This window comes from Bacillus pumilus (genome assembly GCF_900186955.1).
In the GTDB taxonomy this organism is placed as follows: domain Bacteria; phylum Bacillota; class Bacilli; order Bacillales; family Bacillaceae; genus Bacillus; species Bacillus pumilus.
Genome location: NZ_LT906438.1, coordinates 1,062,587 through 1,083,890 on the forward strand (window position 1 = coordinate 1,062,587; position 21,304 = coordinate 1,083,890).

The window sequence follows — 21,304 nt, forward strand, 5'->3', positions numbered from 1 at the left end:
TGAATTTTCTCCTGCAATGATATGAATGTAGACAATGCTAACTATGCGAAATCATTTAAAAAGAACACTACCGGCAGATTAAAAGATTGAGTTATCTGAGTTTTAAAAGTTTTTCATTGTGGGTTCATAAAAATATGTTGCGTGCAGGAAACTTTCGTTAAAATATGTTATAGTGGAACCTACATTGATAGACTAAGATAGAGTGAGGGTTCGGAAAGGATGAAGGAGAAAACAAGATCAAAAAGAAGGCTGAGACCTTGGGTGAAAGTCGTGCTGTTTATCATGGCATTTGTCATGGTGATGGCAATATCTGTGACAGGATATGCCTACTATAAAATTTCAAAAGCGTCGAATAAGGCGCAAGTGTCATTAGAAAGAGGAGACACCTCGCAAAAGCGTGTGAAAGCTTTTGATCCAGGAAAGGACAGCTTCTCGGTCCTGCTGCTTGGAATTGACAGCCGTCCAGGTGAAACGGTAGACGAAGCAAGAAGTGATGCGGTCTTACTGGCGGCTGTGAACCGAACAGAGAAAACCATCAAGCTCCTCAGTATTCCTCGTGATTCTTATGTAGATATTCCGGGAAGAGGATATGATAAAATCGCCCACGCCCATGCGTTTGGGAGTGCAGATTTGTCAGTCAAAACGGTCGAAAACCTGTTGAACATTCCTGTAGACTATGTGATTTCAGGGAACTTTAAGGCGTTTCAAGACATTGTAGATGAGCTAAACGGAATTGACGTAACGATTGAAGATGAAGGTATCGCAAAACAAATGGAAAAGGATTCAAAAGGGAAAGTTCATGTGCAAACAGGAACACATACGTTAAATGGTGAAGAAGCATTAGCCTTTGTGAGAACAAGAAAGGCAGACAGTGACCTTATGCGCGGGAAGCGCCAAATGGAAGCACTTCAAGCCATCTTTGAAAAATCTAAATCCATTTCTTCGATCCCATCCTATGACAACATCATTGATACACTTGGTGACAATGTTTCAACCAATCTGTCCATGAAGCAGTTTATCGGTCTTTTCCCGTTATTGAGCTCATTGACATCAGTAGATACCATTCAGCTAAAGGGTCATGATTATCAGCCTGGGAATGTGTATTACTTTGAGTTAGATGGCGCTGGATTAGAAGAAGTGAGAACAGAGCTGAGAGAACAGCTTGAATTATCATAAATAAGAAGGAGCCTGCCGCTGTGGCAGGCTTTTTGCTTTGAATGGGGAAGCGCGACAATGAAGCCAATTCAATTCGCTTGATGAAGAAAATACCGAGTCAGTAGTTCCTCTACCCGGTGACGTATACGTGGATTAAAGTATTTATGTTTTTCTTCATAGCCATCCATGATAAATAGATACGTTGTAAATCCTTCATCGTGTTCGATTTGCTGTACCTTCATTTTTTCTTTACGTAAATGCTGCTTTAGTTCATAAAGTGCTTTCTGTGCTTCCTTTAAGGCGGAGGTCACAAGCTGAATGTATGGTTCATTTAGTTTAAATGTTTGATGTTGTTTTAAGTGAGTCAAATCACGATTGAGGATGGAGACGACCATTGGAAGAAAGATGGCCTGTTCCATCATCTGAAGCTGTATTCTTGATAGTCTCGTCATGTCCAAGCCTGCTTTCTTTCTTTATAGAACACATGTTCTTATTTATTATACCGAATGAGTCAAATAATCTCAAGGGGGGGGGATTCATTTGTATATTTTTATGTTTTCCATGTAAAATGAAAAGTAGACAAACCTTGAAGGAGTCAAACAAGTTGACATCATTTCTTTCCCTATTTACTCACGAAAATATCACATCATTTTTTGAGAGCTACAAAGCCTTTGGACCGATTGTGGCCATATTGCTCCCTTTAATAGAAGCATTTCTTCCGTTTTTACCACTCGTTGCGTTTGCTGTAGCGAATGCAAATGCATTCGGCCTTTGGGAAGGATTTTTATTGACCTGGATTGGCGCAAGTGCAGGGTCTATTCTTGTCTTTTTACTGATCAGAAAGTTTGGACAGATGAGAATGCTCAACTTTATCAGCAGGCATCCTTCCATTAAAAAATTGATGCTTTGGGTGGAGAAGCGGGGATTTGGTCCATTATTTATTTTACTTTGCTTTCCTTTCACACCCTCTGCTGCCGTCAATGTTGTAGCAGGTTTATCAAGAATTAGCTTTTGGCAATTCTCATTAGCTACTTTATCTGGTAAGTGTGTCATGCTTTTTATCATTAGTTTTATTGGTTATGACCTCTCTGCTTTAGTTAAGAATCCGTTAAGAAGTATTTTTGCGGTTCTAGTTATTGCAGTATTATGGTATGTTGGAAAGAGAGTAGAAAATAGGTTAAACATTCGAATGAGTAAACGTGAGGACAAAGGAGGCTCTTAATGAAAAAGAAGCCATTGCTATGGTTGATGATTATTACAGGCATCGTCTTATTGTTCCAAGTCAAGAATTTCATGTTTGTCACATATAAAGTAGAAGGGGTTAGTATGGACCCAACTTTTACAGATGGAACAGAATTATTAATCAATAAGTTCTCGCCAAAACTCACGAAAATTAGCCGGTTTGATTATGTATTATTTCACGGACCTAAAAATCAAATCTTGATCAAGCGGGTCATTGGACTCCCAGGAGAAACGATCAAGTATGAAGATGATCAGTTATTTGTCGATGGTGAAAAAAAGAAGGAACCTTATTTAAAAAAGCAGAAACAACATAAAATGGGGAACGTTCTGACAGGGGATTTTCAGCTGAAAGCCATCACAGGAGACGATAAAATCAAAAACAATCATTACTTTGTGGTCGGAGATAACCGAATACATAGCTTCGACAGCCGGCATTTTGGCACCATTTCAAAGGATCAAGTTGTCGGTGTTAAAAGAAATACCAGCGAATAAAAAAAGGCGCTCTGCACATGCAAAGCGTCTCTTTTTATTTTGCGGCTTTATAATCAGGCTGCCTTTTTGCCCATACGTGATGTAAGAAGCGGAAAAACGGTGGCAGCATTGCAATGACGAGAATAATTCTGACGACTTGTACAGCCACAACAAAGGTAGAATCCTCGTGCAGTGTGACTGCTGTTGTTGCCATCTCTGCAATACCGCCAGGCGAAAAAGCAAGAATGGCTGTAATGACAGAAATACCTGTGATCTCAGCGATGGCAATAGAGCTGAGGACAGTCGCAGCAATTAGCCCAGCTGAGCTGACGACAGCCACAATGAGAGTGTTTTTTAGCCCGACAAACATTTCTTTATTCATTTTTGAACCGATGGTTGCACCTAGAAATACTTGAGACGCAATGTTCGCTTGTGCCGGCCAATAAGGAATCAAATCATAACCTATGAGTGCGCCCGCACCAACTTGAAGAGCTGCGACGCCTAGCATGCTGCCGATCAGCCAAGGAGCAGGGAAATGAAGACGAACTGCTAGGCGTGACATGAGCCAGGCACCTAAAATAAGCGCAGCGGTCCAAGAGATGTTTGAAAGGGTGAAAACACCCGAAGAAAAAGCGCTCCCTTGCGTAACTACAGCCACATCCGCTTGGTTTTTTGTATTTAAATAAAACACTGTAAATGGGATAGTGAGTACAACCATTAATACACGTATCGTTTGCACGAGACTCACAACAGCTGTATTGGCTCCCACCTCTTGGGCAATGCCCGGCATAGCGGATAAACCGCCGGGGGCAGTTCCGACAAAGCTTGTCAGCATATCTGTTTTGCTCAGCTTCCATAAGACAAAGCCTGAGAGCATCGCCAGTAGAATAGAAAAGACGAGCATGAAACTCACAGGGAGCCAATTTTCAGCGAAAATGTGAAGGACCTTCATATTCATTTTCTGTCCGAGTTCGATTCCGAGAATGAATTGACCAAGGAGCAGCCATCTGCTGTGAATACGTAAGGTGCTAGTTCCTTTACGCTGAAACAGGGTGGGGCGGCGCATAGCAATAAAAGCTGCGGTGATTAATGTACCTACCATCCAGCCAATGGACATACCTGTTAAAGACAAAAGAAATCCACCTAAACCGCTTATCGCAATGAGAATGAGATCGGTTCGAAGGCTGTTTCCTTGTTTCATCACATGTAAACCTTCTTCCTATATGTTTGTTCAGTAAGTGAAATGTTGTTAACTTCACTATAATACAAAAGTCTCTATAAATAAAATACGAATTTTTTCACTATTTTCATAAGATTATCTTATCACTAAATGATTAGTACATTTTTATAAAGAAAGATATCATTTTTACCAAAAACAAAGTCTATATACAACGATTTTCCCCTATTTATGTTATCGGTTGACTATCATTTTCAATTACACTACAATGCTTAGTGTGAGGTGATAACATGAAAATTCCTTCTTTTAAATATAATGAAAAGGGATTGAATCGTTTTTTTGGTCCTTTAGAGGGAAGAATTATGGAGATCCTTTATGAAGGTGAGGATATGCCGATTAAAGAGGTCCAGCAAAAGCTGTCAGATGAGAAGCCGATTAATTTCAACACCGTGATGACTGTGCTTAACCGAAAAAGGAATTGTGGAGAAAAAAACAAAAGGGCGCTCATCTATTTATAATCCTATTTTAACAAAAGAAGAATTTCTAAATGAGCAAACAAAATGGATTACACAAGGATTGATGGATGATTTCGGTCCACTGGCAGTGAATCATATGGTGGATGCGATTGAAAGTGCTGATCCTGAATTACTCAAAGTACTAGAAGCACGGCTAGCATCTAAAAAAGAGGAGCAGCAAAATGAATAAAATGAAGTCGAGTCTGCTGTTTTCAGGCGGTATATTGATTGGTTTAGCCATTTTTTATCAGATGGGGTATTACGTGCTTTCAAGCTTTTTTGGCTGGAATCAAGCATATAACCTGATCCATGTATGCCAGTCTGTGCTCGAATTCTATGGATTCACTCCTTTAAAATACTTTCTGGATGCCTTAGTCCTCTACACATTGGGTTTTGCGATTTTTTATATGACGAAACAAATCAAAAAGTACATTCAATTCAAGCAAAATCTGATGCTTGCAGTCGATCACCAGTCGACCGAATCTTTATCTGAGAAATATGCTAATGACATCATCGTGTTTCATTGTCATGAACCGATTGCTTTTGCAATGGGGATGCTTCACCCAAAGGTTTATTTATCAACAGCTCTCATGGACATGCTGGATGAAGAAGAGATTGACGCTGTAGTTCATCACGAATTGCATCACAAATACAGCTATGATCCTTTAAAGGCTTTCATGTTCTCAATGCTCACAAAAGTCATTTGGTACATTCCAGTGTTAAAGCATATGAGACAAAGCTACTCTGTTTTTCGTGAAGTGATTGCAGATGACTATGCCATTCAGAAGACAGGCACTGAGCTTGGAGTAGGGCAGGCCCTTTTGAAACTGGTTAAAAAAAGAACCCAGTTTCAAAAACAAACAAAGTTTGCGGTGTCCTTTGGGGATCGGGCATTGAATTTAAGAATACAAAAAATCTTAAATCCAACTTACAATATTCCTTTTAATGTACCAATGATTCCAATCGTCACTTCAGCCATTCTGATGGTGATCTTGATGATTATGCTCAACCTTAATTACTAATTTTTTACTTATTAACATTACATTATGTAGTGTAAAAACAGGAGGAAATCACTATATGAAAACAAATCAAGAAATAGGAACACTTTTTGTACGCGTTATTTTAGGTATTATTTTCTTTTTACATGGGCTTCAGGCATATCAAGGAGGGCTGGGAGGCACAGCAGCATTCTTCGGACAAATCGGTGTACCTGAATTTATGGCATATATTGTAAAGACAATTGAGCTAGTCGGTGGTATTGCCTTGATTTTAGGTCTAGGAACACGTATTTTCGCAGCATTATTTGTACCAATTATGGCTGTAGCGATTATCACTGTTGGTTTTTCTAAAGGATTTGTTGGTGGCTATGAATTTGAACTTTCGCTGCTCGTCATGGCGCTTTATTTGACTCTTAGCGGCAGTAAGCTGTTGTCAATTGATGGGATACTCAAGCATCAGCAGCAAAGCAATGAAGCAAAATTTCATTAAAAGATCATGAAAAAACTCCTTCTGCTATTTTGGGCAGAGGAGTTTTTTAATGGTCAAATTCTCATTTTCTCGTTTGAAAATAAGGAAGGGATGTGAGGCTTTGCTACATTTAGCGCTTTCTTTAATAGATTGAATGAACGAAAAATCGATTTCATTTTTTGACGGAACATACGATCTCCTATTAAAATAGGACTATCTATGATACATGGTGCGTTAAAAGATATAAAAACCATACAGCATGCTGCTGCTCATCTTGAGCGATACGTTTCATTAGCTCTTTTGTTCCTTGATCCCGGACATAGTCTGATACGCTTAAGTAAAAATCGACCGTTTTTTGTTCATCTTTAAAGGCAAACATAAGTCCTTCTCTGAATTGGTCTGGACAAGGTTCTGTTACGCTTGGTTTGTGGTTTTTACCTGTTAAAGAATAATATAGCTTTGAAAATAGTTGATAGTGTCTGACTTCATCCTGGCGTATTTCTTGAATGATCTTTTTTGCTTCAGGATTTTTTGCCTTTTGGGCAAGTTTTTCGTAGCATTGGATCGCAGAATACTCACCATTAATCGCTTTCTCAAGGTCTGAAATGATCCTTGTGTTTTGGCGCATGTCATAAGGCGAGTAGTCATAGTAACCGTAATACATGATATTGCCAGCCTCCTTTTAGTTCATGATGGTTTATGATATGAAAAGAGTGAGGAAAGGTGCCTATGTCTTTTTTCAGAAAGGAGAATGGGAACGTGATCGGAAAATAGCTATTTACCTTTAATTTCGCTAGAATATGAGTACATAAGAAAGGTGTTGTGGAACGTGGAGATTCAGTTTTTAGCAGGCAGATCGGGGAGTGGAAAAACGACTGCAATCTTAGAGGAAATCAAAGAACAGCTTCGACTTGATCCGTTGGGTCCGCCAATCATTTTTTTAGTCCCGGATCAAATGACATTTTTAATGGAATATGAGCTTGCGAAAACGTCTGAAGCTGGTGGAATGATCAGAGCTAAAGTATTTAGTTTCACTCGTCTTGCTTGGTCGATTTTACAGCAGACTGGTGGAGCGAATCGGCAATTTGTGACAAGCACAGGAATTCAAATGCTTTTAAGAAAAGTGATTGAAGAGCAGAAAGACAAGTTTAAAGTATTCAAAAAAGCGAGTGATAAGCCGGGGTTTGTGGAGCAAATCGAAAAAACGATGGCTGAATTCAAAAGATACTGTATGCTGCCAGAGGATATTGAGAAGATTTCAGCGTCTAGCATGCATTCAGAGTATACAGAAGAAAGACGGGCAGCCGAAAAATTGCATGATCTCCATGTTCTTTATCAGCAGATGGAGCAGCATTTACAAGATGAATATGTGCACTCAGAAGACTATTTGACTCTTCTTTCCCAGCAAATTCCTTCAGCTGAAGAAATAAAAGGAGCACACATCTATATAGATGGTTTTTATCAATTTACACCGCAGCAGCTTCTTGTCATCGAACAGCTCTTGCTGTATGCAGCAAAAATAACTGCGGCTTTCACAGTAGATCGATCCTATCATGATAGGCAGCCAAATGAACTTGATTTATTTCGTATGACAGGTAAAACGTATTTCCAGCTCTATCAGCTTGCTAAAGAGTGCGGAGCTGACATTTCTGAAAATATTTTTGAAAGAAATCATCGGCACCTTTATACACCAGATCTTGCTTATTTAGAACACCAATATGAGCATCGGCCCGTTCAGCCATATCAGGAAAACACCCCTCATCTCACAGTGTCTAAAAGTGCAAATAAACGAGCTGAAATTGAGGGAGTAGCGAGAGATATCCTTGATTTAGTGAGAGAAAAAGGACTCAGACTGCGAGATATCTCGATTGTAGCACGGCATGTAGATGACTATAAAGATACGTTAAAAGAGGTTTTTCGAGATTACGATATTCCTTTTTTTATTGATGGAAATGAATCGATGCAGTATCATCCGCTCATTGAATTAATTCGTTCGAGCTTGGATGTCATAAAAGGAAATTGGCGGTATGAAGCGGTATTTCGCTGCGTGAAAACAGAGTTCTTATTTCCGCTTGAAATCACTAAGAACAAAGCGAGAGAGCAGGCAGATCAGCTTGAAAACTATTGCATTGCTTATGGTGTAAAAGGAGAGCGCTGGACAAACGGTTCCCGGTTTCATTACAGGCGTTTCCAATCATTAGATGAGGATTTCGGACAAACAGATCAAGAAATTGAAATGGAACAAATGCTAAATGACGTCAAAGAATGGATCGCGTCCCCGCTTTACCAGTTGCAGAAAAGGCTCAAAAAAGCGCAAAAGGTAAGGGACATGGTAGAGGCTGTCTATGTCTTTTTAGAAGAGATACAAGTACCAGATAAGCTTGAAAAAGCGAGGCTTGAGGCTGAAGAAGCAGGTCGATTAGCTGAAGCAATGCAGCACGGGCAAGTATGGGATGCGGTGATTCAATTAATGGATGAATTTGTTGACATGCTAGGTGACGAAGAGCTCTCATTTCCCTTATTCCAACAGATGATAGATACAGGGTTAGCTTCTCTAAAATTCGCTTTGATTCCGCCTTCACTCGACCAAGTATTTATTGGAAGTATGGATTTATCCAGAATGTATCAAGTGAAGTGTACGTTTATCATTGGTGTAAATGATGGCGTTATTCCCGCACGTCCCTCTGATGAGAGTGTATTGTCTGAGGATGACCGAGAATGGTTAAAACGAGCAGGAGCAGAGCTAGCAGAGACAGGAAAGGAACGGCTGCTAGATGAGCAATTTTTAATTTACCAAGCGTTATCAAGTCCATCCCATCATTTGTATCTATCCTATGCGGCTTCTGATGCAGAAGGACGTTCTCTATTGCCTTCGACACTCATCAAGTATTGCCAAGAGCTTATGCCAAATCATCAGCAGGCTCTTTATGTGTTAGATCCAGAACAGCTGGAAGACGATGAGCAATTAAAATTTGTAGCGAATGAGCATGTTTCGTTGTCGTATACCATCTCACAGCTGCAGCAATGGCTCAATCAATATCCCATCAGCGGTGTATGGTGGAGTGTCTATAACTACTTAATGACATCTCCTCATCGGGATGTATCAAAAAACATCATGTCAAGCTTGTTCTTTACAAATCGAGCGAAGCCATTAAAGCCTAATGTCACAAAAGAGCTTTACGGTGACCATATTCAGGGCAGTGTTTCAAGAATGGAGAAGTTCAATGCGTGTGCATTCTCTCACTTTGCTTCCCACGGTTTAAAACTAAAGGATCGACAATTTTACAAATTGGAAGCACCCGATATCGGCCAATTGTTTCACTCGGCTTTGAAGCATATTTCAGATACGCTAGTTGAACAAAAAAAGGATTGGAAAAACCTAACGAAGGAAGATTGTGTCACCTATTCAAGACATGCAATCGAACAGCTTGCTCCGCGTCTTCAAAAGGAAATTCTATTAAGCTCTAATCGGCATGCTTATATTAAAGAAAAGCTTCAGAAAATCTTGATTCGAGTCTCTTCTATATTAAGTGAACATGCCAAATTGAGTGGATTTTCTCCGGTAGGGCTTGAGTTAGGTTTTGGAGGTCAAGGGCCTTTGCCGCCGTTTACTTTTCAATTAAAGAATGGCTGCACGATGGAGCTTGTCGGAAGGATTGACAGGGTAGATAAGGCAGAAGGTTCAAAAGGGCTGCTTTTAAGAATCGTCGATTACAAATCCAGTGAGAAAGGTCTTGACCTAGCAGAAGTATACTATGGTCTTGCCTTGCAAATGCTCACATACTTAGACCTAACCATTACGTATTCGAAAGAGTGGCTCGGCGTAGAAGCAACGCCTGCTGGCATTTTATATTTCCATATTCATGATCCGCTCATTCAAGCACCGATTCCACTTGCAGAGGATGAAATTGAGCAGGAAATCTTCAAGAAATTTAAAATGAAGGGTTTATTGCTTGAAGATGTGGAAGCAGTAAAGCTAATGGATCAAACGCTTGATTCAGGTAGATCGCAAGTCATTCAAGCCGGTTTGAAAAAGGATGGGTCTTTCCGTTCTGATTCGGCAGTTTTAAGTGAAGATCATTTCCATATACTCACACAACACGTTCGGCGCACATTTGAAGAAGCAGGCGAAAGAATTACAAATGGAGAGGTCGCAATTAATCCATATAAATTAAAGGATCAAACACCTTGCCGCTTTTGTTCATTCAAGTCTATTTGCCAATTCGATGAATCAATAGAAGATAATGATTTTAGGGTGCTCACCTCTGAAAAGGATGATGTTGTGATAGAACGGATCAAAAAAGAAGGGGATCAGTATGCAAATACCAAAACCGAATAACAGTACGTGGACGGATGACCAGTGGGAAGCCATCGTTTCAGAAGGACAAGATATCTTGGTTGCGGCGGCGGCAGGGTCAGGTAAAACAGCTGTTTTGGTTGAACGCCTGATTCGAAAAATGACCCGGCCTGAACATCCAGTTGATGTGGATCGTCTGCTCGTTGTGACTTTCACAAATGCTTCTGCGGCAGAGATGAAGCATCGGATCACAGAAGCACTTGAAAAAGAATTAGCCAAAAACCCTGGGTCTCTTCATATGAGAAGGCAGCTGTCCCTCATGAATCGAGCCAATATTTCAACCTTGCACTCCTTTTGCTTGCAGGTTTTGCGCACCTTTTACTATGAAATTGATCTTGATCCAGGCTTTCGTTTGGCTGACCAAACAGAAGGAGAATTATTAGGAGATGAAGTGTTAGACGAACTGTTTGAGGATGAATATAAGGCTGGAAAGCCATCATTCTTTGAATTGGTTGATCGTTATACATCTGACCGTCACGACTTAGATTTGCAATGGCTCGTGAAGAGAATTTATGAGTTTTCGAGATCTCATCCTTCTCCGGAGCAATGGATGCGGGCATTTCTTTCACTTTATGATGTAGATGCTCAAACAAAAGTAGAAGAATTACCGTTTTATCCATATATCAAAGAAGATCTTTCTCTCGTTCTCCGGAGCTGCCAGGAGCTGCTTGAACGAGCTCTTTCGCTATCAAAAGAACCGGGCGGCCCAGCACCGAGAGCAGAGAATTTTATAGATGATTTAGAGCAAGTCAATGAATTAATCCGTCATCAAGATGATTTTGAGAAGCTTTATGAGCTTTTGCCGAACGTCAATTTTAAAAGGCTCAAAACGTGCAAAGGGGACGAATATGACCCTGCTCTCTTAGAAAAATCCACAGATGCACGTAATCAAGCAAAAAAACAATTAGAAAAACTAAAAGATGAATACTTCATGCGCAGTCCTGCCCAACATTTAAAAAGCTTAGCTGAAATGAAGCCAGTTGTGGAGACGCTTGTAGAGCTTGTGATCCAATTTGGTGAGCGTTTCGAAAGAGCGAAGCAGGAAAAGTCAATTGTCGACTTTTCGGATTTAGAGCACTATTGCTTACGCATTTTAGCGGAGCAGGATGCAGAAGGACATTTGATCGAAACAGAAGCTGCCAAATACTATCAACAGCAGTTTGAAGAAGTGCTCGTTGATGAATACCAGGATACAAACCTTGTACAAGAAACGATTTTAAAGCTTGTATCTAAGGGGAAACATTCTGCAGAGGGCAATCTGTTTATGGTTGGTGATGTAAAGCAGTCAATTTATCGTTTTAGGCTGGCAGAGCCTATGCTCTTTTTAAACAAATATAAACACTTTCAACCAGACGGCAAAGAAACAGGGAAGAGAATCGATTTAAATAAAAACTTCCGTAGCCGTTCAGATGTTTTAGATAGTACGAACTTTTTGTTCAAGCAGCTGATGGGGGAAACAGTGGGAGAAATTGAATATGATGAACAAGCTGAATTAAAGCTTGGAGCGAGTTATCCAGAAAGCAAAGATACAACGACAGAAATGCTTCTTGTCCACTTAGATCAGCAGGAAGCAGAAACCGGCGAAGAGCGAGAAGAGCTCGAGACCGTCCAATTTGAAGCGAGAATCATTGCTAAAAAAATAAAAGAATTAGTGGAGCAGCCATTTCAAGTGTACGATGCAAAGCAGCAAATGACCCGTAATTTGCAGTATCGTGACATTGTCATTTTGCTTCGGTCTATGCCTTGGGCTCCACAAATGATGGAGGAATTAAAGAAGCAGGGAATCCCTGTATATGCGAATCTTTCCTCTGGTTATTTTGAAGCAACAGAGGTGTCTGTCATTCTTTCATTGTTAAAAGTCATCGATAATCCATATCAGGATATCCCGCTTGCTGCTGTTTTAAGATCACCTATTGTTCATTTAGACGAAAATGAATTGGCTCTGATTCGAACGAGTGATAAAAAAGGCACGTATTATGATGCTGTAAAGGCATTCATGAGTGTGACGCATTCTGATCACCCTACATGCAAAAAACTAGAGCGATTTTTCCAATTACTGCGCAAGTGGCGTGATTTTTCTATCAATCATTCGGTGGCAGAATTAATTTGGGAAGTCTACCGTGATACGCAGTATCTTGATTATGTTGGCGGAATGCCTGGAGGTAAGCAGCGACAGGCAAATCTTCGTGCCCTTTATGACCGGGCTAAGCAATACGAAAAAGCTGCCTTTAGAGGGCTATTCCGATTCCTTCGTTTTATTGAAAGAATGCAGGAGCGTGGGGATGATCTTGGTGCAGCAAAAACGTTCAGTGAAACAGAGGACGTTGTGCGCATGATGACGATCCACAGCAGTAAAGGATTAGAATTTCCAGTCGTCTTTACCGCAGGGCTCGGCAGAAACTTTAATATGATGGACTTAAACCAGTCTTATTTACTTGATAAAGAACTAGGCTTTGGAAGCAAGTACATCCATCCTGAGCTGAGAATTAGTTATGCGACATTACCGCTTGTGGCGATGAAAAAAAAGATGAGAACAGAGTTGTTATCTGAAGAATTAAGGGTCCTATATGTAGCGCTCACAAGGGCTAAAGAAAAATTATTTCTAGTCGGCTCTGTCAAAAATCAGGTGAAAGCATTAAGCAAATGGCAAAATGCCGCAACCGGAGAAGAGTGGCTGCTCCCTGATTTTGAACGGTATCAATCGAAAACATACTTAGATTTCATTGGCCCTGCCCTTATCCGTCATCAAGCGATGTCATCTGTTTTAGAAGAAACAGGAGATATTGTTCTTTCGCATCCGTCTACATTCACTATCTCATTTACGCAAGCTTCTGATCTTTTAAAGGAAGATATGTCACTTGAAAAAAAGGAGCAAGACGAGATTGTACAAGCATTGATCGATGGTCTACCTGTTGAAGGATATGGTGATGCTGATGAGAAGGTGGCAGAGAGACTCTCATGGAAATATCCGTATCTAGCGGCCTCGCAAGTCGGCACAAAGCAGTCTGTTTCCGAGATAAAAAGAATGAAAGAAATACAGGATGAGTACAGTGTTCCTTCTTCTATTCGAAAAGCTCGTGCAACATTGTATGACCGGCCAGCTTTCATGAAGAAGAAAACACTCACTGCCGCAGAACAAGGCACCGCAATGCATACAGTGATGCAGCATATCCCGCTTCCTTCTGAGGAGCCCTATGATGAATCACGTATAGGACACCTGCTCGAATCCTTACAGCAGCGAGACTTGCTAACAGATGAGCAGATCCAGTCAATTAATCAAGAAGGAATTGCTGCTTTCTTCTCTACTTCAATTGGTCAAAAATTGCTAAAAGCGGACTGGGTGAAACGAGAGGTGTCATTTAGTTTGGTGTTACCTGTTAAAGAGGTATACAGTCATATTGATACTGAGGGAGAGCCTGTTCTGATTCAAGGAATGATTGACTGTTTATTTGAAACAGATGGAAAGCTATATTTACTAGATTATAAAACTGATAGAGTACAAGGCAGATATACAGTTGACGCTGCTGAACCGATCTTGAAAAAGCGTTATGAAACCCAAATAGCGTTATATGCAAAAGCTGTAGAGCGTTTGACAAACAGAACATTAGAGGAGAAAATTCTCTATTTCTTCGATGGGAATTTAGAAATCTCTTTATAAATGGTTCGGAATGAGAGGTGAATCACATGAGGATTCTGCATACAGCGGATTGGCATTTAGGGAAAACCCTTGAAGGTCGAAGCCGGCTTGATGAGCAAGCACAGTTTTTAGATGAACTGTATCAAATCGTGAAAGACGAACACATTGATGTCATTGTGATGGCCGGTGATGCCTTTGATACAGTGAATCCGCCTGCTAGAGCAGAGCAGCTTTTTTATGAAAGTCTATCTGCCTTATCTGATAAAGGAAAACGGCAGGTAGTGGTCATTTCAGGCAACCACGATAATCCGGATCGCTTATCAGCTGCATCTCCTTTAACAAATGATCAAGGGATTCATTTAATTGGATATCCGACAAATGACATCATCCGTGTCGATGTTCCTTCTGCGGATGAACGTTTATCCATTGCAGCACTCGCTTATCCGTCTGAGGCGAGACTAAATGAGGTGCTAGCTGAAACATTTGAAGAGAAATTGCTTCGTGATCATTACAATTTAAAGATTCAACAAGCGTTTCAACATTTAAGTACTCAATTTCAACCGGATACAGTCAATATGGCAACAAGCCACATTTATGTGGCAGGAGGAAGTCAAACAGATTCAGAAAGACCGATTGAAGTAGGCGGCGCCTATACCGTTGCGGCTGAAAGCCTGCCAGAAGCAGCTTGCTATGTTGCACTTGGTCATTTGCACAGGCCGCAAACGATCAAACGTGCCAAAACGATTGCTCGTTATTCTGGATCACCTCTTGCTTATAGCTTTTCTGAATCAGGCTACGCCAAATCAGTCACAATTGTAGAGGCAAAACCGAATGAAAAAGCGAGCTGGAAAGAAGTGTTTTTATCAAGCGGAAAACCACTTATGAAATGGAAGGCGACTGAGGGACTGAGTCAAGTGTACGAGTGGCTGGATGAAAAACGGGATCTTCAGGCGTGGATTGATCTAGAGATTCATTTAACAGACCAGCTCTCTATTGAAGAGATTCATCAGCTCCGAAAGCAGCATAACGGGTTTGTTCACATTCGTCCAAAGTTCAAAGAACTACAGCAAATAGAAGAGCAAAAGCAAGTGGAAAAACTCTCGATCGAAGAGAGGTTCGTGAAGTTTTATGAGCGCCAGACAGGTGGCGGTCTGCCTGATGAAAAAACAGTCAAACTGTTTTTAGAGCTAGCCAATGATATGCAAGAGGAGGAAGCGACTTGAAGCCGATTACGCTGACCATTAAAGGACTTCATAGCTTCAGAGAAGAACAAATAATTGACTTTAGCTCATTATGTGATGCGGGTGTGTTTGGCATATTTGGACCGACAGGAAGTGGAAAGTCTTCCATATTAGACGCCATGACACTGGCACTCTATGGCAAAGTGGAGCGTGCGTTAAATAATACACATGGTATTTTGAACCAAGCGGAAGAAAAGCTGTCGGTTTCCTTTACATTTGCTTTGCAAAAGGAACACCACATTTCTTATAAAGTTGAACGTGCTTTCAAACGAGCGGATGAAATGAAAGTCAGAACGACATTATGCCGCCTAATTGAAATCGGTGATACGCAGACAGTTCTCGCAGATAAAGCGAGTGAGGTGAATCGTAAAGTAGAAGAACTACTCGGATTAACCATTGATGACTTTACCCGTGCGGTTGTCTTACCTCAAGGGAAGTTTGCAGAATTTCTCTCCCTCAAAGGGGCAGACAGACGTCAAATGCTTCAGCGGTTGTTTAACTTGGAGAAATATGGAGATCAACTCGTCAAGCGATTGCGTGCAAAGGCTCAAAAGCATTATGGGCAAAAAAATGAACTGCTAGCTGAACTGAATGGTTTAGGAGAAGCTGGTCCAGAGGCGCTGGCAAAAGCAAAGGAAGCAGCTGAGCAGGCAAAGGCTATTTTTCATGAGAAAAAACAAGCGCGGGACGAAGCGTTCACTGCTTTTACAAAGGCGCAAGCGATCTGGCAGTATCAAAAGGAACAAGAAGCTTACGAGACTGAACAAAACAAGCTGAATTTACTGGCACCATCAATAGAAGAGAAAAAGACGAAGCTCCATATCGCAGAGCAGGCAGAGACGCTAAAGCCCTATGCGGATGCATTGACAAAGGCTGAAAAACAGCTTTCTCAAGCATCGAAAGAGAAAGAGGAAGCAGAAAAGCAGCTGCTGCATCAACGAACGATCTATGATCAAATGGCGCGGGAGTATGAGCAAGCCCGGCAAAAGAAAATAGAGACAGAGCCAGACCTTCTCCAAAAGAAAGAACAGCTGATTCAGCTAAAAGAAATTGAACGTAAAAAAGAGGCAGCTTTTCAGGAAAAGACGAGCATAGAGCGCCAAAAAAATGAAAAAGCGCAGCAGCTCCTCCAAAAGAAGAAAGAAGCGGAGAATCTCCAATCTCTATTAGAGCGTGCACTAACGAAACAAACACAGCTGAAGCATGAGCTGGAGCAGTTACAAGTATCAGTTAAAGAACGCAAAAGTGTACAGGATGCTTTACGTTTAAGTGAAAATGTTGAAAGAATAAACCTCAGCATTCAAAAGGAAAAGCAAAGGCTGGAGGAGCTCAACAAGCGAGCCTCACAGACATCAGAAGCATATGAAAAGCTTCAAAAGCAGCAAAACGACCATCATGAAAAAATAGACCAATCGTTTCAAGCAATTGAACACCTCTATTTTTATGTATGTGAACTCGAACGAGCTCTGACAGAATGGAGTCAAAAAGAACAACAACAGAAACTCGAAAAATTAAAGCAGCGTGATGCGGTAAGGGCGGCAGAATTAAGAAAAGAATTAGCGGCAGAGCTAGTAGAAGGTGAGCCATGTCCGGTTTGTGGCTCAATTCATCATGATCCAAAGGCTTTGGAATCCAAGGACCATGAAGAAACCGTGGCACAAGTCGATGAAGTCATTCAACGGATGGACAAAGAGCTCAAGCAGGCAGAAGAGTATGGGAGAGACATGTATGCCGCAAAGCAGCTCCTCGAAACGCATGCCAATCAATTAGTGAAACAATTCGCTTTCTTATCTCAGAAAGCCCATGGGGCGGAAGTCGCTGCAGCAGTAGAAAAAACGGTACAAAATCCGCAGTCTTTGCAGGGTCTGGTGCAAGAATGGAAAGGCATAAAACAGGATACTCAAGAAGTTGAACATAAACGAGCTCGTTTAATGGATGAAACGCATGATCAAGTAGCAGAGATGAGCAAGATAAAAGAGCAAATGACTTTTGAACAGCAGCGCATCGAAGAATTAGAGGTGCTGATCAAAGAGTTTGATGCTGAGCTTTCAGAGCAAACGACTCAATTTGAACAGACCTTCCCGCATCTTACATTGAATCAAGTACAAGAAATGCAAAAGCAAATCGATGAAAAGGACCAACAAGCGGAAGGCTATAAAGAACGTATTGAGAAAAGCATTACGTTTTTGGAAGAAAAACAGCTAGCAAAAGAGCAGCTGCAGACAGTGATATACAATGTCGAGAAAGAACTTGATAAACTAGCGCATCAGTTAGAAAGTCAGCAGCAGCTTATCCAACAATATGAAACAGATTTAGGCCGATATCCATTAAAAGCTGCCTCTATTTCTGATGAACTTATAGAGGTTGAACACACCCTTTCTCTTCTTAATGAGAAAGAGCAGCAATCGTACAAGCAATTGCAGTACGCGCAGCAGTTGTTTAGTGAAGCGCAAAGTCATTTTTCAAGCAGTGAGCGTCAGCTTCAAGAGGCGAACAGGCGAAAACAAGAAGCAGACGCAGCATGGGAAAAAGAAGCAGCATCTTCTCCTTTTCATATGCCGCAGGAAATTGAGTCTGTTTCAATGGAACAGCCAGTACGTCAATCGGTCAAACAGGAAATTGAGGAGTTTGAGGATAAAAGAAAGGAATGTGCCGCAAACTTAAAGCGAATTTCTGAATTACTGAAAGAAGAGTCACTGGATGAAAAGCAGTGGACGGACATTCAGCACAGAAAAGCTGCAGCTGAAAAAGCATTGGAAGAAGCGACAGCAATGAGTGGGTCCGCACATGAACACCTGCGTGTGATTGAAGAGAATCATCAGCGCTTTGCAAGTATTCACGAACGATTGGAAGCACTGCAGGAAGAAATTGATCGCCTTGATAAACTGCAAACTGTTTTTAAAGGGAATACGTTTGTTGAATTTTTAGCAGAAGAACAGCTGGAAAGTGTCAGTCGTGATGCATCCGCCCGCTTAGGTATGTTGACGAGACAAAGATATGCGATTGAGGTCGACTCAGAAGGCGGCTTTGTTATGCGTGATGATGCAAATGGAGGTGTCAGGCGTCCTGTGTCCAGCTTGTCCGGCGGGGAAACTTTCTTGACATCGCTGGCGCTGGCGCTTGCTCTTTCTGCACAAATTCAGCTGAGAGGTGAATTCCCGCTGCAATTCTTTTTCCTTGATGAAGGATTCGGTACGCTCGATCAAGACTTGCTTGATACGGTCATTACCGCATTAGAGAAGCTACAGTCTCACAATTTAGCAGTTGGTGTTATTAGCCACGTGGAAGAATTGAAAATGAGACTACCGAAGAAACTGATTGTCCATCCAGCAGATCCAAGCGGGAAAGGGACAACGGTCTCAATGGAATTAATGTAAATGTTGAGGTGATAACAGGGTGGCAAAGCAAACCATTGGATTATGTGAGCTGTGCGGAAGACAACATGTCCTGCTTACAGAACACCACTTAACACCAAGAGAAGAAGGTGGGGCATTTTTACCGACTGCCTTCCTGTGTATCCCCTGCCATAAACAAGTGCATGCTCTCTTTACAAACCAGGAGCTTGCCGCACGCTTGAATACACTTGATGCACTAAGGCAGGATGAAAAGCTTGCATCGTACATCAAATGGATTCGAAAACAGCCGGCAAGCAAGCTGGTTAAAACAAAAAAATCGAGACAACGCAGAAAAAAATAAGCATAAAAAGCGCTCCTCTCAATGAAATGCCTTTAGAGGAGCTGCTTTATGCATTGCCTACCATATTCTGATCATTTAAGTCAGGATCCACATAGTTGGTGGCGCTAATGCCATTATTTAATATCAAGAAATCTCCGGTATTCCCCGCTCCAGAGCCTAAAGCAGATTTTGATGAACTCTTAGGCGACAGATAGAATGAATCACCGACGTTTACGACGCCTCCAGAAATAGAGTTAATGTAAATGGGTCCGACAATTGCTGGCATAATCGACATCCTTTATTCGAAGTCATATCACCATCATATGCGTAGGTAGGTCCACTTGTGAGTTTGGCGGACTTTCGTCGTTGCTAAATAACTCTCGAATATGCTTCACTCTTGCAACGCCATTCATTCCACATGTAGAGCCAATTTGAAACACAGAAGAGGAAGACACCCCTTCTACATGTATTGAAGAAACTTTAATCACAGGCTTCTCGTGATAAAAAGCTGTTCTGACAGATCGTTCCGGCAGCATCAATGGAATCGGCTCAAAATATACTTCAAATTCTTTCGCATTTAAGTTTTCTGCTTCATAGCCATAAAACAAACTAAGCGTCCGTTGAACAGCTAACACCTTGACCTTCGGGCATAGCTCCTGTGTATCACCAATTTGAACGACACTCGAAATCCCGACAGAATTCACCTTCGAGAACTTCACTTGAGATGTGCGCTTAATCATTATCGAGGTGCCAGAGGAACAAACGGGCCAATGATCAAAGATTCTGGCGGTGTATCAAAAATGGAGGATAATTGTACATGATCTGTGTCCCCGATGATAAATAGGGAAGAGGACGAAACCCCAACTACTTTAATGCTTCCGGTCTCGATGTTGCGGTTGACGACTGTGAAATTCATCCGTTTTCCTCTCCTTTCGTTTCATTTGGAATATGGGCTAAGAAGTGCTCAATCGCTCGTTTAACATCATGCTTCACATATTCAGCAATTTGCTCTGAACGCTGCAGCGGAGTCATATCTTCCCGGTGCGGGAGCTGTCCTGCATAGTATTTGATTCTGCTGTCAATTTGTTTTCGGATGTCCTCAATGATGTGGTGTTTGTTGCTTTCATCCAGGGACCCTTCATATCGCTGTTCTAGCTCTTCAAGAAGTTCTGGCGCTTCTTCATTTAAGAATGCGTCGACAAGCTGGCGTGTTTGATTGAAAAATTGATCAGCCGTTTCTTGCTGCATCATTCCAATGCCCGGGGTTGTTGTTTGGCCCACTTCAAAGTTTTGAACACTGTTTGGATCAGATGGATTGAGGCCGATATTCAGCGTACCTTCCAGCCGCTCGATTTTCAGTTGATCAAATTGATAATCAATCCGTTCAATCGTCGTTGTCGGTTTATCCTTGATCATTTGCATTTCCTGCTGAAGTTCGTTAAGCCTTTTTTCAAGCATCATGATTTGTTGTGTTTGTTTTTGAATGATGCCATATACTTGTGAAGCGTTGCTTTGATAGTCATACATTGACATACACCTCCGGGGATTGCAGATGAACTTAAGTTGTTGGTGACTGAAGCGGTACAAAAGGTGCTGTGCTTGCGCCTTGGGATTCTTCAATTCCTTGTGTGCCTGCTGCGGCAGGTGCTGCTTCTACGTAGCTGCCCGTGTTATACAGATTAGAAAGAGCTTTAATTGAACCAGCGCTCCCAATTTGCAGCACAGAGGAGTTACTGACAGACTCTACACGCAAATAATTAATTTGTATCGCTTGATTAATATAGAAGTTCAACGGATTCTCACTCCTTACAAGTTACCAACAAGCGGTTGATCAATGACATCACTGTCGTACGTATTTGTCACACTTTTATAGTTGCTAATGCGCAATTGATCACCAGTGTTAAAACTGCCTGCGCCAGCAAACGTTTTAACCTGACTATTTGGAGAAATGGTGATGCAGTCTCCAACATGAACGACTCCGCTCGTTCCGACGGCATTTACTTTAAAGGCTCCAACAATAGCCGGCATAGCGGTGCACATCCTTTATAAAAATAAGGCACTTTGTTTTTGGGCGTTTCACCATAGCTTATGATGGGTCTTTTAATGTGTGATTGTCTTTTTGAAAGCTTTTGATGAGAGGAATGAGGTGTATGGTTTACCCTTGTTTAGAGCATTCATTCGAGGTGTATTTGATGCCTTTATTTAAGAGTGTGTCAAGCTCTTGACTGCACCTGATGGTTTCTTCGGCATTCATCCCGAATTTTTTTGCGGTCTCAATTAAATGTAATCTTTTTTGTTCAATTTCATAATTGATCATAACGGACGCCAACTCTCACATTTTTTATCAAATAGAAGGATATGGTTAGT

Annotated in this window: 20 protein-coding genes and 1 pseudogene; 11 read left to right on the forward strand and 10 right to left on the reverse strand. The window is 41.3% G+C overall.

Annotated features, from left to right (window positions below; translation table 11 throughout):
* Nucleotides 1-219: 219 nt before the first annotated feature.
* Complete coding sequence (locus CKW02_RS05275; protein WP_003212446.1) at nt 220-1,176, forward strand: LCP family protein; 957 nt, start codon at nt 220-222, stop codon at nt 1,174-1,176.
* Nucleotides 1,177-1,244: 68 nt separating this feature from the next.
* Here the strand turns inward: CKW02_RS05275 and CKW02_RS05280 are convergent, their stop codons facing one another.
* Nucleotides 1,245-1,607, reverse strand: a complete 363-nt coding sequence (locus CKW02_RS05280; protein ID WP_003210969.1) for a YhjD family protein — start codon at nt 1,605-1,607, stop codon at nt 1,245-1,247.
* Nucleotides 1,608-1,723: 116 nt separating this feature from the next.
* Here CKW02_RS05280 and CKW02_RS05285 point away from each other — a divergent pair, with 116 nt between their 5' ends.
* Complete coding sequence (locus CKW02_RS05285; protein ID WP_050782661.1) at nt 1,724-2,377, forward strand: TVP38/TMEM64 family protein; 654 nt, start codon at nt 1,724-1,726, stop codon at nt 2,375-2,377.
* Nucleotides 2,377-2,889, forward strand: coding sequence for a signal peptidase I (lepB, locus tag CKW02_RS05290; protein ID WP_003212294.1), 513 nt, complete (start codon nt 2,377-2,379; stop codon nt 2,887-2,889). Before CKW02_RS05285 ends, lepB begins: the two co-directional genes overlap by 1 nt.
* A gap of 34 nt (nt 2,890-2,923) precedes the next feature.
* Here lepB and CKW02_RS05295 read toward each other — a convergent pair whose 3' ends face one another.
* Nucleotides 2,924-4,069, reverse strand: a complete 1,146-nt coding sequence (locus CKW02_RS05295) for an AbrB family transcriptional regulator (protein ID WP_003211629.1) — start codon at nt 4,067-4,069, stop codon at nt 2,924-2,926.
* A 266-nt stretch (nt 4,070-4,335) separates the two neighbouring features.
* On the opposite strand from CKW02_RS05295, the pseudogene CKW02_RS05300 reads away from it, so the two are divergent.
* From CKW02_RS05300 to CKW02_RS05310, 3 genes and pseudogenes are all read left to right on the forward strand, one after another.
* Nucleotides 4,336-4,750, forward strand: a pseudogene (locus CKW02_RS05300) (BlaI/MecI/CopY family transcriptional regulator).
* The gene (locus CKW02_RS05305) at nt 4,743-5,582 is read left to right on the forward strand and encodes a M56 family metallopeptidase (protein ID WP_003212081.1); all 840 of its coding nucleotides are present in this window, start codon (nt 4,743-4,745) and stop codon (nt 5,580-5,582) included. Before CKW02_RS05300 ends, CKW02_RS05305 begins: the two are co-directional and overlap by 8 nt.
* Before the next feature lie 55 nt (nt 5,583-5,637).
* Nucleotides 5,638-6,048 (forward strand): DoxX family protein, encoded by a 411-nt coding sequence (locus CKW02_RS05310; protein WP_003211332.1) that lies wholly within the window; start codon nt 5,638-5,640, stop codon nt 6,046-6,048.
* Between the two features lie 196 nt (nt 6,049-6,244).
* Here the strand turns inward: CKW02_RS05310 and CKW02_RS05315 are convergent, their stop codons facing one another.
* A complete protein-coding gene (locus CKW02_RS05315; protein WP_003211961.1) occupies nt 6,245-6,691 on the reverse strand; it encodes a ferritin-like domain-containing protein in 447 nt (148 codons plus the stop codon).
* Between the two features lie 165 nt (nt 6,692-6,856).
* Between CKW02_RS05315 and addB the strand changes: the two genes are divergently transcribed.
* From addB to CKW02_RS05340, 5 genes are read left to right on the forward strand one after another with little or no spacing between them, the layout of a single operon-like run.
* The gene (addB, locus tag CKW02_RS05320; protein ID WP_003210760.1) at nt 6,857-10,366 is read left to right on the forward strand and encodes a helicase-exonuclease AddAB subunit AddB; all 3,510 of its coding nucleotides are present in this window, start codon (nt 6,857-6,859) and stop codon (nt 10,364-10,366) included.
* Nucleotides 10,344-14,042 carry a helicase-exonuclease AddAB subunit AddA gene (gene addA, locus CKW02_RS05325; protein ID WP_003212309.1) on the forward strand — a complete coding sequence of 1,233 codons (3,699 nt, stop codon included), beginning with the start codon at nt 10,344-10,346 and terminating at the stop codon, nt 14,040-14,042. Before addB ends, addA begins: the two co-directional genes overlap by 23 nt.
* A gap of 26 nt (nt 14,043-14,068) precedes the next feature.
* On the forward strand, nt 14,069-15,244 hold the full coding sequence (sbcD, locus tag CKW02_RS05330) for an exonuclease subunit SbcD (RefSeq protein ID WP_003210926.1): 1,176 nt from the start codon (nt 14,069-14,071) through the stop codon (nt 15,242-15,244).
* On the forward strand, nt 15,241-18,639 hold the full coding sequence (locus CKW02_RS05335; RefSeq protein WP_003211722.1) for an AAA family ATPase: 3,399 nt from the start codon (nt 15,241-15,243) through the stop codon (nt 18,637-18,639). The genes sbcD and CKW02_RS05335 overlap by 4 nt, the downstream gene beginning before the upstream one ends.
* A gap of 19 nt (nt 18,640-18,658) precedes the next feature.
* Nucleotides 18,659-18,958, forward strand: coding sequence for an HNH nuclease-like protein HlpB (locus CKW02_RS05340; RefSeq protein WP_003212100.1), 300 nt, complete (start codon nt 18,659-18,661; stop codon nt 18,956-18,958).
* A gap of 46 nt (nt 18,959-19,004) precedes the next feature.
* Here the strand turns inward: CKW02_RS05340 and CKW02_RS05345 are convergent, their stop codons facing one another.
* The 7 genes from CKW02_RS05345 to CKW02_RS05375 all read right to left on the reverse strand — a co-directional run bounded on the left by CKW02_RS05345 (nt 19,005) and on the right by CKW02_RS05375 (nt 21,254).
* Nucleotides 19,005-19,223, reverse strand: coding sequence for a spore germination protein (locus CKW02_RS05345; RefSeq protein ID WP_003211468.1), 219 nt, complete (start codon nt 19,221-19,223; stop codon nt 19,005-19,007).
* A gap of 22 nt (nt 19,224-19,245) precedes the next feature.
* Nucleotides 19,246-19,677, reverse strand: coding sequence for a spore germination protein GerPE (locus CKW02_RS05350; RefSeq protein ID WP_003212401.1), 432 nt, complete (start codon nt 19,675-19,677; stop codon nt 19,246-19,248).
* Nucleotides 19,677-19,853: a germination protein GerPD gene (locus tag CKW02_RS05355; protein WP_003210893.1), complete on the reverse strand. Its 177-nt coding sequence runs from the start codon at nt 19,851-19,853 to the stop codon at nt 19,677-19,679. Before CKW02_RS05355 ends, CKW02_RS05350 begins: the two co-directional genes overlap by 1 nt.
* Nucleotides 19,850-20,464, reverse strand: a complete 615-nt coding sequence (locus CKW02_RS05360; protein ID WP_003211179.1) for a spore germination protein GerPC — start codon at nt 20,462-20,464, stop codon at nt 19,850-19,852. Before CKW02_RS05360 ends, CKW02_RS05355 begins: the two co-directional genes overlap by 4 nt.
* 31 nt (nt 20,465-20,495) lie before the next feature.
* On the reverse strand, nt 20,496-20,729 hold the full coding sequence (locus CKW02_RS05365; protein ID WP_003210877.1) for a spore germination protein GerPB: 234 nt from the start codon (nt 20,727-20,729) through the stop codon (nt 20,496-20,498).
* A 14-nt stretch (nt 20,730-20,743) separates the two neighbouring features.
* Nucleotides 20,744-20,965: a spore germination protein gene (locus tag CKW02_RS05370; RefSeq protein ID WP_003211745.1), complete on the reverse strand. Its 222-nt coding sequence runs from the start codon at nt 20,963-20,965 to the stop codon at nt 20,744-20,746.
* 127 nt (nt 20,966-21,092) lie between these two features.
* Complete coding sequence (locus CKW02_RS05375) at nt 21,093-21,254, reverse strand: aspartyl-phosphate phosphatase Spo0E family protein (protein WP_003211466.1); 162 nt, start codon at nt 21,252-21,254, stop codon at nt 21,093-21,095.
* Nucleotides 21,255-21,304: the final 50 nt, after the last annotated feature.

Coding starts and splice junctions, on each gene's coding strand:
- CKW02_RS05275 (WP_003212446.1), top strand. CDS start 220: ATGAAGGAGAAAACAAGATCAAAAAGAAGGCTGAGACCTTGGGTGAAA.
- CKW02_RS05280 (WP_003210969.1), bottom strand. CDS start 1,607: ATGACGAGACTATCAAGAATACAGCTTCAGATGATGGAACAGGCCATC.
- CKW02_RS05285 (WP_050782661.1), top strand. CDS start 1,724: ATGAAAAGTAGACAAACCTTGAAGGAGTCAAACAAGTTGACATCATTT.
- lepB (WP_003212294.1), top strand. CDS start 2,377: ATGAAAAAGAAGCCATTGCTATGGTTGATGATTATTACAGGCATCGTC.
- CKW02_RS05295 (WP_003211629.1), bottom strand. CDS start 4,069: ATGAAACAAGGAAACAGCCTTCGAACCGATCTCATTCTCATTGCGATA.
- CKW02_RS05305 (WP_003212081.1), top strand. CDS start 4,743: ATGAATAAAATGAAGTCGAGTCTGCTGTTTTCAGGCGGTATATTGATT.
- CKW02_RS05310 (WP_003211332.1), top strand. CDS start 5,638: ATGAAAACAAATCAAGAAATAGGAACACTTTTTGTACGCGTTATTTTA.
- CKW02_RS05315 (WP_003211961.1), bottom strand. CDS start 6,691: ATGTATTACGGTTACTATGACTACTCGCCTTATGACATGCGCCAAAAC.
- addA (WP_003212309.1), top strand. CDS start 10,344: ATGCAAATACCAAAACCGAATAACAGTACGTGGACGGATGACCAGTGG.
- sbcD (WP_003210926.1), top strand. CDS start 14,069: ATGAGGATTCTGCATACAGCGGATTGGCATTTAGGGAAAACCCTTGAA.
- CKW02_RS05345 (WP_003211468.1), bottom strand. CDS start 19,223: ATGCCAGCAATTGTCGGACCCATTTACATTAACTCTATTTCTGGAGGC.
- CKW02_RS05350 (WP_003212401.1), bottom strand. CDS start 19,677: ATGATTAAGCGCACATCTCAAGTGAAGTTCTCGAAGGTGAATTCTGTC.
- CKW02_RS05355 (WP_003210893.1), bottom strand. CDS start 19,853: ATGAATTTCACAGTCGTCAACCGCAACATCGAGACCGGAAGCATTAAA.
- CKW02_RS05360 (WP_003211179.1), bottom strand. CDS start 20,464: ATGTATGACTATCAAAGCAACGCTTCACAAGTATATGGCATCATTCAA.
- CKW02_RS05370 (WP_003211745.1), bottom strand. CDS start 20,965: ATGCCGGCTATTGTTGGAGCCTTTAAAGTAAATGCCGTCGGAACGAGC.
- CKW02_RS05375 (WP_003211466.1), bottom strand. CDS start 21,254: ATGATCAATTATGAAATTGAACAAAAAAGATTACATTTAATTGAGACC.